The organism is Gemmata algarum, from assembly GCF_034097035.1.
Classification (GTDB): Bacteria; Planctomycetota; Planctomycetia; order Gemmatales; family Gemmataceae; genus Gemmata; species Gemmata algarum.
The window spans coordinates 107,326-118,984 of record NZ_JAXBLV010000088.1; the positions used below are offsets into that span (position 1 = coordinate 107,326).

The 11,659-nt window shown below is 68.0% G+C and carries 13 protein-coding genes; 7 read left to right on the forward strand and 6 right to left on the reverse strand.

Annotated elements, in window-relative coordinates; all coding sequences use genetic code 11:
• Window positions 1–12 precede the first annotated feature (12 nt).
• Window positions 13–921, forward strand: coding sequence for an endonuclease/exonuclease/phosphatase family protein (locus R5W23_RS08630; RefSeq protein WP_320685986.1), 909 nt, complete (start codon window positions 13–15; stop codon window positions 919–921).
• A 54-nt stretch (window positions 922–975) separates the two neighbouring features.
• Here the strand turns inward: R5W23_RS08630 and R5W23_RS08635 are convergent, their stop codons facing one another.
• Together R5W23_RS08635 and R5W23_RS08640 are read right to left on the reverse strand one after the other, a co-directional pair.
• The gene (locus R5W23_RS08635) at window positions 976–1,212 is read right to left on the reverse strand and encodes a hypothetical protein (protein WP_261187833.1); all 237 of its coding nucleotides are present in this window, start codon (window positions 1,210–1,212) and stop codon (window positions 976–978) included.
• Window positions 1,213–1,368: 156 nt separating this feature from the next.
• Window positions 1,369–1,692, reverse strand: a complete 324-nt coding sequence (locus tag R5W23_RS08640; protein WP_261187834.1) for a hypothetical protein — start codon at window positions 1,690–1,692, stop codon at window positions 1,369–1,371.
• 165 nt (window positions 1,693–1,857) lie between these two features.
• Here R5W23_RS08640 and R5W23_RS08645 point away from each other — a divergent pair, with 165 nt between their 5' ends.
• The 5 genes from R5W23_RS08645 to R5W23_RS08665 all read left to right on the forward strand — a co-directional run bounded on the left by R5W23_RS08645 (window position 1,858) and on the right by R5W23_RS08665 (window position 8,063).
• On the forward strand, window positions 1,858–3,273 hold the full coding sequence (locus R5W23_RS08645; protein WP_320685987.1) for a phytoene desaturase family protein: 1,416 nt from the start codon (window positions 1,858–1,860) through the stop codon (window positions 3,271–3,273).
• A gap of 49 nt (window positions 3,274–3,322) precedes the next feature.
• Window positions 3,323–4,693 carry a formylmethanofuran dehydrogenase subunit B gene (locus tag R5W23_RS08650; RefSeq protein ID WP_320685988.1) on the forward strand — a complete coding sequence of 457 codons (1,371 nt, stop codon included), beginning with the start codon at window positions 3,323–3,325 and terminating at the stop codon, window positions 4,691–4,693.
• Between the two features lie 71 nt (window positions 4,694–4,764).
• A complete protein-coding gene (locus R5W23_RS08655) occupies window positions 4,765–5,886 on the forward strand; it encodes a D-TA family PLP-dependent enzyme (protein ID WP_320685989.1) in 1,122 nt (373 codons plus the stop codon).
• A gap of 273 nt (window positions 5,887–6,159) precedes the next feature.
• Entirely contained in the window at window positions 6,160–6,642 is a 483-nt protein-coding gene (locus R5W23_RS08660; RefSeq protein ID WP_320685990.1) for a GNAT family N-acetyltransferase, read from the forward strand.
• 260 nt (window positions 6,643–6,902) lie between these two features.
• Window positions 6,903–8,063, forward strand: coding sequence for a prenyltransferase/squalene oxidase repeat-containing protein (locus R5W23_RS08665; protein ID WP_320685991.1), 1,161 nt, complete (start codon window positions 6,903–6,905; stop codon window positions 8,061–8,063).
• A gap of 416 nt (window positions 8,064–8,479) precedes the next feature.
• On the opposite strand, the gene R5W23_RS08670 is transcribed toward R5W23_RS08665, so the two are convergent.
• Both R5W23_RS08670 and R5W23_RS08675 read right to left on the reverse strand, forming a co-directional pair.
• Window positions 8,480–8,677 (reverse strand): hypothetical protein, encoded by a 198-nt coding sequence (locus tag R5W23_RS08670; RefSeq protein ID WP_320685992.1) that lies wholly within the window; start codon window positions 8,675–8,677, stop codon window positions 8,480–8,482.
• Window positions 8,678–8,814: 137 nt separating this feature from the next.
• On the reverse strand, window positions 8,815–8,976 hold the full coding sequence (locus R5W23_RS08675; protein ID WP_010044205.1) for a hypothetical protein: 162 nt from the start codon (window positions 8,974–8,976) through the stop codon (window positions 8,815–8,817).
• A gap of 240 nt (window positions 8,977–9,216) precedes the next feature.
• Here R5W23_RS08675 and R5W23_RS08680 point away from each other — a divergent pair, with 240 nt between their 5' ends.
• A complete protein-coding gene (locus tag R5W23_RS08680; RefSeq protein ID WP_320685993.1) occupies window positions 9,217–9,843 on the forward strand; it encodes an FMN-binding negative transcriptional regulator in 627 nt (208 codons plus the stop codon).
• On the opposite strand, the gene R5W23_RS08685 is transcribed toward R5W23_RS08680, so the two are convergent.
• On the reverse strand, window positions 9,762–10,805 hold the full coding sequence (locus R5W23_RS08685; RefSeq protein WP_320685994.1) for a tRNA dihydrouridine synthase: 1,044 nt from the start codon (window positions 10,803–10,805) through the stop codon (window positions 9,762–9,764). The genes R5W23_RS08680 and R5W23_RS08685 overlap by 82 nt on opposite strands.
• Window positions 10,806–11,333: 528 nt before the next feature.
• A partial coding sequence (locus R5W23_RS08690; RefSeq protein WP_320685995.1) for a hypothetical protein occupies window positions 11,334–11,659 on the reverse strand: 326 nt, incomplete at its 5' end.

The window sequence follows — 11,659 nt, forward strand, 5'->3', positions numbered from 1 at the left end:
CAGGAGTACGCTATGAGTCGCAGGACGCGCCGTGTGTTGTGGGTGGTCGCCGCGCTCGGTTCGCTGGCGCTGCTGGCGGTCGGGCTGTTCGCGCTGAACGGGCTCGCCCTCGCCGACCGGCAAGCGCCGCGGATGCAGCACCTCGCGGACGTTCCCGTTGCCCCGTCACGATCACCCGCGGGAGAGGCCACGTTCGTCAGTTACAACATTGCGAAGGGGTTCGCCCACAAGGGCGGGCTGAAGTTCGAGTCGCGCGCGTTCGTGCTGGCGAAGCTCCGGCGCATGGCCGAAGTCATTCGCGCCGAGCAACCCGACGCGGTGTTCCTCTCGGAAGCCCTCACCGAACTGGCGCCCTGTAACGTCGATCAGGTCGAGTTCCTCGCGCGTGAGTGCGGGCTGCCGCACGTTGCGGCCGGCGAGAACTACAACGTCGGCCTCCCGTTCGCGCGCGTGGTCGGCGGCAACGCGATCCTGTCGCGCACGCCGCTCACGCCGGTCGCGAACATCGACCTCGCGGGCCGGAAACCGTTCTGGGTGACGGGGAACAACCGGCGGGCGCTGTTCGTGTCGGCCGAGTTCGGCGGGCGGCCGGTGCTCATGGCCGCACTGCACAATGACTCGTTCGACATGCGGAACAACCTGACGCAGGCGCAGCAACTTTTGGACTTCGTGGGCGACCGGCCCGCGATTCTGGCGGGCGATTTCAACAACCGGCCCGAGAACGCGTCGATCAAGCTGATCCGCGACACCGGCAAGTTCAGCGGCGCGTTCGACGGCCCGCCGACGTTCTTCGAGGGCACGCGCGCCGAGCGCCTCGACTACATCTTCGCCCCGGTCGGGTGGGAGTTGCTCGAATCGCGTGTGGTCGCCGACGACACGTCGGACCACCGCCCGCTCGTGTGCCGGTTCAAGGTGAAATGACGACGGGAAGTCGAAACGCGCGCCCGGCTCTCGACCGGGCACGGTGTCCGAAGCTCATGCGCGGTCGCGCAAGGCGGTGTGCCCGGCGTGCTTCGCGCAGTTCGCACAGCAGTAGATGACGCCGCCCTGTTCCACACCGTGTCCCACGACCCGGCACCCGCAATGCGAGCACTCGGGCGCCAGAGCATGAATCGCACACTCGAACGAGTCGAACGTGTGCTCGCTGCCGTCGTTTTCCGTCACGGTGAACGCCTTATCGTACTCGTTACCGCACACTTCACACTTCTTCATTGGTGCCCCTCGGTTGATGTCCGCTCGCGGCGGTGATGGTATTCCCCTCCGCGCGTCGGTTGGTGCAAATGACACGCCCATTCGACCGTATCGCACCTATGCCGGGGCAAAAAGAAAACGCGGCCGAACGGCCGCGCTTCTGCTCGCACACACCGACTACCAGCGCCGGAACCCGCGATACCCGCCGTACCCGCTCCGCCAACCGGCCCCGTATGCGCCATACGACGGGTACGCGCGGTAGCCGGACCAGCCCCATGTGGAGTACGGGTTCGACCAGCCGTAGGAGTACGTGCGGTAACCAGGGTAGTTGTACGCGTAGTTGTAGGAGTAAGACGGGTACGAATAGTACCCCGCCGGGTATACATACGGACTGCTGTTGATCGACGGATACACGACCACTTGGGCGCTGGCCTTCGCCGGTTGCCAGGCCGTAACTGCGAGTGCGGCGACGACCGCCGCGGAGAAGAGTGACGTGCGCATCGGATGCCCCTTTCGTAGTCGAGCACAGGCGAGGGCGGACATCCAAACTGTTACGCAAGTTGCGCGCCCGTTCGGTTGCTGAAACCGCCCCGGGGCCATACGTTGCGAGCTGTCTGCCCGGTGCGGTTCAGGGAGCGGGCGCCCGCAACTGCTGTGAGAACACCAATGTCAGCCCCCGAGTGCGTCGTGGTCGGGTCAGGGCCGAACGGGTTGGCCGCGGCAATCGCGCTCGCTCGGCAGGGGCGCGCGGTGCTCGTCGTGGAGGGTGCGAACACGATCGGCGGCGGCACGCGGTCGGCCGCGCTCACGCTGCCCGGGTTCGTTCACGACATCTGCTCCGCCGTTCACCCGATGGCGGTCGTGTCCCCGTTCCTTCAGTCGCTGCCCCTTCACGAACACGGGCTGGAGTGGGTTCACCCGGAAACGCCGTTCGCGCACCCGCTCGACAACGGGCGGGCGGCGGCGCTCGAGCGGTCCGTGGACGCAACGGCCGAAGGGGTGGGCGAGGACGCCCGCGCGTACCGGAAGCTGATGCAGCCGCTCGCGGCCGGCGCAGCCAACCTGTTCGGGGACATGCTCGGCCCGTTCCGCCTCCCCCGGCACCCGATCCTGGGAATGCGGTTCGGGCTGCGGGCGCTGCACTCCGGCAAGGGGCTGGCGGAGGCGTGGTTCCGAACGGACGCCGCGAAGGCGATCGTGGCGGGGCTGGCGGCGCACGCGGTGCTGCCGCTGGAACAGTCCCCCGGCGGAGCGGTCGCGCTGATGCTCGGGCTCGCGGGGCACGCGGCCGGGTGGCCCTTCCCAAGGGGGGGCGCGCAGAAGATCGCCGACGCCCTGGCCTCCTATCTGCGCTCGCTCGGCGGGCGGATCGAGACCGGGCGGCCGGTGAAGTCGGTAGACGAGTTCGCGGGCGCGAAAGCGATCCTACTCGATGTCACACCGAAGCAAATTCTCGCCCTGGCGGGGCACAAGCTGCCGGCGAGCTACCGGCGGGCGCTCGAACGGTTCCGGTACGGCCCCGGGGTGTTCAAGTTAGACTGGGCGTTATCGGCGCCGATCCCGTGGCGGGCCGCCGAGTGCCGCCGCACCGGTACGGTCCACGTCGGCGGAACGCTCGAAGAAGTCGCCGCCGCGGAGGCCGCCCCCTGGAAGGGGGAGCACGCGGAAAAGCCCTTCGTGCTGGTCGCACAGCCGACGCCGTTCGACCCGACACGCGCCCCCGAAGGCAAGCACGTCGCGTGGGGCTACTGCCACGTCCCGCACAGCTCCACGGTGGACATGACCGACCGCATCGAGGCGCAGATCGAGCAGTACGCGCCCGGCTTCCGGGACGTGATCCTCGCGCGGCACACGATGAACACGGCCGCGATGGAAGCGCACAACCCGAACTACATCGGCGGCGACATCGCCGGCGGCGTGGTGGACTGGTGGCAGCTCTTCACGCGCCCGGTGGCGCGGCTCAACCCGTACACCACCCCCGTGAAGGGGCTGTACATCTGCTCGTCCTCGACCCCACCGGGCGGCGGCGTTCACGGCATGTGCGGGTACTTCGCGGCGCAGGCGGCCCTCCGCCGATTCTAAACCGGCGCGCCCCACTGTTACGCACCCTTCACCGACCACGGGCGGCCCGATGACCTCTCAACCCCGAACCTTCACCGACATCGGCTGCACCGTGTGCGGGTGCGTGTGCGACGACCTCGCGGTCACCGTCGCCGACGGGCGCGTGGTCGAAGCGAAGGGCGCGTGCCGGCTCGCGGACCCGTGGTTCCGCGCGCAAAACAGCGCGGCCCCGCCTGCGGCGCTGCTGGACGGTCGGCCGAGCGACCCGGGCGCCGCGTTCGCGCGCGCCGCCGAACTGCTCAGGGCCGCGCGGTACCCGCTGATCTACGGGCTGTCGCGCAGCACGACCGAGGGGCAGCGCGCCGCGGCGGCGCTCGCGGACCGGCTCGGCGCGACCATCGACACCACCGCCAGCACCGGTCACGCGCCGTCGATCATGGCGCTTCAGCAGGTGGGCGAATCGACGTGTACGCTCGGGGAGGTGAAGAACCGGGCGGACCTCGTCGTGTTCTGGGGCAGTGACCCGGCGGTGACCCACCCGCGCCACCTGGAGCGTTACGCGGCCGACCCGGTGGGCCGGTGGGTCCCGGGCGGGCGTTCGGGGCGCGTGGTGGTCGTTGTGGACGAGCAAGAGACGGAAACCGCGAAGCTCGCGGACCTGTTCGTGCAGATCCCCGCGGCGCGCAACTGGGAGGCGCTGTGGGAACTGCGGATGCGGATGCGTGAAGGCAACCTACCCCCCGGCCCCCTCCCTGAAGGGAGGGGGAGAGAAGACGAGCCCGAACTGGCTCGCGTGTCAGACGCGGTTGGCGGTTCAGACGAACTCCCCCTCCCTTCAGGGAGGCGGCCGGGGGGCGGGTTGCCTTCACTCGCCCGCGCGATCGCGGCCGCGAAGTGTGGCGTGTTCTTCTTCGGCGCCGGCGTCACGCGCGGGAGGCAGGCCCACCGAACTGTCGAAGCGCTGCTGCAACTGGTCACCGACCTGAACGACCGCGGCCGGTTCTACGCGCGGCGGATGCGCCGCTTCGGCGATGTCGCGGGCGCGGACTCGGTGCTCGCGTGGCAGACCGGCTACCCGTTCGGGGTGAACCTGAGCCGCGGGTACCCGCGGTACAACCCCGGCGAGTTCACCGGCCCCGAAACGCTCGCCCGCGGCGAACCCGATCTGTGCCTCTTGATCGGCAGCGAGACCGTTGCGGACTTCCCGCCCGAATCCCTGGAGCACCTCAAGCGCATCCCGGTGATCGTACTCGACCCGCCCGAAGCCGAGCCGCCGGTGCCGGCCGCGGTGCGGTTCACGACGGCGGTGTACGGCGTCCACCGCCCCGGCACCGCGTACCGGATGGACGAGGTGCCGGTCCCGCTGCGGGTGTTGCTGCCGACCGACTACCCGAGCGACGCCGAGGTGCTGAACGAACTGCTGAGCCGGGTTCGCGCGTAGCGCGCCGGTACTCGCAGAGCGGGTGCGGTTCTGGTATGTTCACCACCAGCACCCACCCCGGAACGCCAACCATGCACCCAGCTTACCAGCTCTCCGACCAAGCCACGATCTTCAGCCCGGCGCTCGTGTTCTTCCCGGCGCTCATCAAGCAGAACATCAACCGCGTGGTCGAGATGGCCGGCGGCCCCGCCCGGCTGCGCCCGCACGTCAAAACGCACAAGACGGTCGAAATCGTCAAACTGCTCCTTGAGGCCGGCGTCACGAAGCACAAGTGCGCGACCATCGCCGAGGCGGAGATGCTGGCGCACGCGGGCGCGCCCGACGTGCTGATCGCGTACCCGCTGGTCGGGCCGAACATTCAGCGGGCCTGCGAGCTGATCCGGAAGTACCCGGGCACCACCTTCTCGGCGCTCATCGACGACGCCACCGCCACCCGCGCGCTGTCCGCGACGATGGCCGCCGCGGGGCGAACGATCGGGGTGGTCCTCGACCTCGACGTGGGCCAGCACCGCACCGGGATCGCGGTCGGCCCCGGAGCGCTGGCGCTGTACGAACTCGCGGGCCAGCTCCCGGGGCTGCGCCTCGACGGCTTCCAGCTCTACGACGGCCACAACAGCCAGCCCGACCGCGCCGAGCGCGAGCAGGCGGTTCGCGCGTTCATCAAGCCGGTGCTCGACCTGCGCGCCGCCGCCGAAGCGAAAGGGCTACCGGTGCCGCGGCTGGTATGCGGCGGCACGCCGAGCTTCCCGGTGTACGCCGCGATGACCGACGTGCCGGGGATCGAGTGCTCGCCGGGGACGTTCGTGCTGCACGACGCCGGGTACGGCCCCAAGTACGCGGACCTCGCCGGCATCACCCCCGCCGCGGTGCTGGTCACGCGGGTCATCAGCCGCCCCACCCCGAACCGCGTCACGCTCGACCTCGGGAACAAGGCCGTGGCCGCGGACCCGCTGCTGGAGAAGCGGGTCACGCTACTCGACTTCCCCGAGTACAAGACGGTGGGCCACAACGAGGAGCACCTCATCGTGGAAACGGCCGGCGCCGACGCCTACAAGCCGGGTGACGTGGTGTACGCGCTCCCGGGCCACATCTGCCCGACGGTCGCCCTGCACCACCACGTCCTCGTGGCCGAGGGCGGGAAGGTGGTGGGCAAGTGGGACGTGGCCTCGCGCGTGCGAACGCTGACGATATAGTGCACTGGAATCAATATTGTGTAATATATTAAAATTGTTAATTTGTCGCAGAGGATCGTGATCTGACACGTTCCCTTGCCTAACTCACGAAGGTCGCATGTCCGGTTTCGCGCTCGTCGCCGCTGCCGCCGTGCCCGCCCTTCCGTGTGAGTACCACATTGACTTTGCCGGCTGCCCCGCGCGGCAAATCTGCGGTCGGACGAAGAGAAGCGCGAACCTCCAGCGATGGGCACGTGTCGGGATGTGATGCCCGATACCCGATCGGAGTCCGCGATGATCCGACCGATCACGACCGACGACATTGCCGCGATCCTGGCCCTGGCCGTATCGTCCGGACTGTTCCCGCCCGACGCGACCGACGACGTCGGGGCCGTCCTGGCCGCGAGCCTCGCGGGCGAGAGCGGCCCCGACCACGTGTGGCTGACCGACGACGACGGCGGGCCGGTCGGGGTGGCGTACTACGCCCCCGAGCGGCTGACCGAAGGGACGTGGAACCTGTACATGCTCGCCATTCACCCCGACCGCCAGCGGCAAGGGCGGGGCACAGCCCTGGTGCGGCACGTCGAGCACGCGCTGGCCGCCCGTGGGGCGCGGTTGCTGCTGATCGAGACATCCGGGCTGGGGAGCTTCGAGCAGACGCGGGCGTTCTACCGGGCGCTGGGGTACGATGAGGAGGCCCGCATCCGCGAGTTCTATAAGGCGGGCGACGACAAGGTTGTGTTCCGCAAACTGCTGGGGGCGCCAAGGCACACCTGACCCGGCTACGCGGTCTGCGCAGCATCGCTCCCTGGGGCGTGGCGGGGCCGGAGAGTTGAGTCCGTTTGTGCGCTTTGACATCGCACCACGGGCCATTTGCACCCGTGGCCATTTCTCGCTCAGCGCCGGCCACCGTTTGACCATTCCCCCGCCCCCCGTTTGCGCGTACCCTGGCGGTGAGCCGGGGTTCGCGTGCGCCCGACCGCGCGCCCGGGTTGCACCTCAGCCGAGTTCCCGCATTGCTTCAACGGAGGGTCCGCATGTCGCAGTTGAACCGCCGCGAATGGCTCAAGGTCGCCGCCGTCGCGCCCGCCGTAGCCACGGTCTCGGGGGGGCTGGCCCTCTCGACCGCCGGCGCCGCCCCCGGCGCCGACGACCTCAAGGCCGTCGTTGACAAGGCGCTCGGCTTTCTGAAGACGGCCCAGAAGGACGACGGGTACTTCTTCGGGCCGATGGGGCCGGTCCCGCAGGCCGAACCGGGCCTGACCGCGCTCATCGCCGCGGCACTCGTGCGGGCCGGCGTCCCGGCCGACAACCCGGTGGTCGCGAAGGCCGTCGGGTTTCTCGAAAAGCACGTGCAGAAGGACGGCGGGGTGTACATCCGGGGCATGTCAAACTACATGACGTGCCTCGCCATCGTCGCCTTCAAGGAGATGAACGCCGGGGGCAAGTACGATAAGGTGCTCGAGGCCGCCGGCAAGTACGTGAAGACCCTCCAGTTCGCCGACGGGCTCACGCCGGACGATCCGAACTTCGGCGGCGCCGGGTACGACAAGCCCGGCGCCCGCGGCGGCCCGGACCTGTCGAACACGCACTTCATGGTTGAGGCGCTCCTGGCCGCCGGCGTGCCGAAGGACGACCCGGCCGTCAAGAACGCGGTCACCTACATCAGCCGGTGCCAGAACCTGGAGAGCGAGTTCAACAAGCAGGAGTTCGCGAAGAAAGCCGACGACGACACCCGCGGCGGGTTCGTGTACAACCCGAGCGCGTTCAAGGACCCTAAGAGCGACAAGCGCACCGACGCCGGCGGGCTGCGGAGCGAGGGCGGCATGACCTACGCCGGACTGAAGAGCTTCCTGTACGCCGGCGTCGGTAAAGACGACAAGCGCGTGCTGGCCGCGGTCGCGTGGGTCCGCAAGAACTACACGGTGTCGGCCAACCCCGGCATGAAAGAAAAGGACAGCGGGCTGTTCTACTATTACCACACGTTCGCGAAGGCGATGGACGCGCTGGGCGAGGAGAAGTTCAAGGACGCCAAGGGGACCGAACACGACTGGCGCCAGGAGCTGTTCGACGAGTTGAAGGGCAAGCAGAAGGCGAACGGGAGCTGGGCCAACACCAACCGGGCGTTCCTCGAAACGGAGCCGACCCTGGCCACGGCGTTCGCAGTGCTGGCGCTCAGCTACTGCAAGAAGAAGTGAACCTGCGGGGCTTCGAAGAACCGGCGGCAGAATGGACGGACGGCCGCAGCTTCGTTCCGGCCTACGCGGGCTTCATGTTTACGAAGAAGATTTTTGACAGGATGAACAGGATTCACCGGATGAAGACTGATCAATTCTAAATCCGGTGAATCCTGTTGATCCTGTCAAAAATCTTCTCCGCCCAGCCATCGAGTGTTGGTGCTACCTGTCGTCCCGGCAGCCGCAATGCCACCCCAAGCCGGGCTCATTCTGCTACCAGCTCTAACACCTGGGACCGCGGGCGTCCCGCCCGCCCGGCTCCGCGTGAGCGGTTGGCTGGCGAATCAACGCCAACCGACACCACTCACGAAGCCGGGCGGGCGGGACGCCCGCGGTCCCAGGGACCGAACCAAAAGTTTCGTCCGCACCCGGAAGGCTCAGAACCCCATCGCCGGGCCGTCTTCCGCGGGGACCGTCGCGGCCCGCACCTTGCGGCCCCGGCGCGAACGCATCTCGTCACGCGGCTCGGTCGCAAGCACCGCCGACCGCCGCGCCGCGGCCTCGCGGGCCGCCTCGTCGGCCGTCAGACAGGGGTCCAGCAACAGCAGCGTCAGCACGTCCAGTTCGTGGTTCATGGCGTCTTCCTTGTGTGTGGCCCGGCGCTTCCCGTGTGGTGTTAACCCGGAACGTCGGCCGGGGTCCCAGTTGCGCCTGCTCCTTTTACAATCACTTTCCGCACTTTATACACATTCGTACACTAGGCACGAAAAACTTACACCGCGATCGAGCCGGGCAGATCGACGCCGCCGAGGTCGAGCCACCAGTCGCCGTCGTCCGGACTTGCGTCGATGGTGTTGTCGATGAAGAAGCGGGGCGCCGAAACGTCTGCCTGGGTGGATTGAACCGGTTCGGAGAGGTTGATAAGTGGGGTCATCGGGAATCTCGCCCTGGGCGTCTTGCAAAAACTGCGAACCGTTCGCAGGGAGTTGCCGGTAGTAACGCAGCGATCGTGCCAGTCGGCGGGTGAAAAGCCGCAGAACGTGCGGTCGCCGGATCGTCGACCTTATTATCGAAACACCTTCCACATTTTCGCCTATGTGAGCTTGCTGCCCAGCTTACCCAGGCGAACCGGTCGGATGCCTGGGGCGTCCGTCGTTTTTCCGGAGAACCGCTGATGTACACACCGCCGCACTTCGCCGAAGACAACCGAGACGCGCTTCACGACCTGATCGAGCGCTACAGTTTCGGGCTGCTGGTGTCGCGAGTTGCGGGCGAACCGTTCGCCACCCACCTCCCCTTTCTGCTCGACCGCACCGCGGGGCCGCACGGGACGCTTGTCGGGCACGTGGCCCGGGCGAACCCGCACTGGCACGACCTGACCGCGGAACCGGTCCTGGCGGTGTTCAGCGGTCCGCACGCCTACATCTCGCCCGCGTGGTACGAGACCGAATACGCCGTCCCGACGTGGAACTACGTCGCGGTCCACGCCACCGGCCGCGCCGCGCTGGTTGAGGACCACACGGAACTGCTCGACATCGTGCGCCAGAGCGTGACCTATTACGAAGCGGCGCGCCCGAACCCGTGGGCGCTGAACGAGTCCGGGCCGTTCGTGGAGCGGTTGCTCCCGCAAATCGTCGGCTTCCGGATCGAGATCGAGCGGCTCGAAGGGAAGAAGAAGTTGAGCCAGAACCACCCGCGCGAGCGCCGCGAGAAGGTGATTCAGGCGCTGGAGTTGGACGGCAGCGCAGACGCGGTATCGGTCGCCGCGCTGATGCGCGACACGCTCTCGAAACCGGTCTGACACTCCAGAGCGGCGAACAGCCCGCTCACGCTCTCGATGCGCTTGACGCGGTCGAAGTGCGCGAAGTTCCCGAACTGCGACGCGAGCCGCAACCACTGCTTGAGCCGGCTCACGTTCTTGTCGGACCGGAGCATGTCGAAGCGGTGCGACCACTCGACCAGGTTCCGCAGTTGCGCGGCCCAATCGAACGGCTCGTCGGTCTCCTCAACTGGTGGCACGAGCCCGAGTTCGGCCGCAACACGGCGGGCGAGGCGCGGGTCGGCGAGCGCGCCGCGTCCGAGCATGAAGTGTTTGCACCCGGTCACGTCGCGGCACCGCTTGAAATCCTCGACGGTCCAGATGTCGCCGTTCGCGACAACCGGGATGCCGAGCCGCTCGCGCACCCGCCCAATGGGCTTCCAGTGGATCGGCGGCGCGTACCCCGCGACCCGCGTTCGTCCGTGGATGGTGATCCACGCCGCCCCGCCTTCCGCGGCCATCGTGGCGTTCTCGTGGATGGCGTCAAGCGTGTCCCAGCCGAGCCGCAACTTCGCCGAAACGGGAACGTGGGGCGGGAGCGCCGCGCGGATGGCGCCGACGATCTCACGAATCCGCAAGGGGTGCCGCAGGAGGGCCGCGCCGCCGTCGTGCCGGTTCACGGTCGGGGCCGGGCACCCGAAGTTCACATCAACGGCGGTCGCACCGAGTTCGTGGGCGCGAACCGCCGACTCCGCCATCCGCCCCGCATCGCCTCCGAGGAGTTGCACTTGGACCGGCAACCCCGTGAGGGTGACCGCGCCGGTGCGGAGTTCGGGCACGTGGTCGTGGAACACGTGCCGCGGCGGAACCGCGTGGCTAACCCGCAGGAACTCGGTCACGGCATAGGTGAACGCGCCGGTCGCCCCCTGAACGGCCCGCATGGGCGCGTCGGTGACGCCTTCCATCGGCGCGAGCGCGAGCGCTGGTGTATCCGGGTGGAGCATGGGTGTAGTGTACCGCGCCCCGCGCCCTGCGAAGTGATTGCCCGGTCGGGCCGTGCGCCAGAATCCGGCGCGCACCCTGGTCGATCAGTGTTATGTTTTTAGAATTCGTAACACAAATGGGCGGGTAGACCTCACCTCTGATTAGCTTCCGTCCCCGACTCCAGCGGTTGCCGTCCCGGCGCACGGCCTGAGGACGAATACGATGGGCTATTACCGCCCGGTGCCGCGGCAGCCGTTCAACCCCGTTCTCGCGCTCGTGGCCGCTGCCGTGCTGGTGGTAGCAGTCTTGCTCTCGCGTTAGTTGAGGGGTAGTACTCTTACTCTGCCCGCGGCCGTGCAGGCGTATATCCGCGTGCTGGCGGCGCAGGTGGCACAACGGGAATTCCGGCTCACGGGTCTAAATACACTGGACCCGCGAAGACCGGGGCGAACAAGCCGGGCACCCCGAGCGGACCCGTCCGGAGTTACCCAGAGCCACCACACGAACAGATACCTTCTATGTTCAGCGCCCGCGGCTTCCGTCCATCGCTACTTGATCTTCTTGAACTCGACCACATAACTGTTCGGCTCGCCGAACCGCGTCGGGCGTTTCACGCCTTCTGGCTTCACCGCCGGGCCATCCCCCGACACGCCCACGGGTTGCAGCGAAACGCACATTTTGAGCGAGTTCCCCGATACCGTGTAGATGGCGAGCGGCCGCACCGGGGCCCCCGGTTTGGAGAGGTCGGGCGACTCCAGATCGACGCGCCCGCCGAGCGTCATCGACACCAACCGCATCTCGCCCACGGCGGCGGCACCTTCCCGGACGGTGAACACGCCCGCCCGCAGCACGTACCGCATCCCTTTGAACTCAG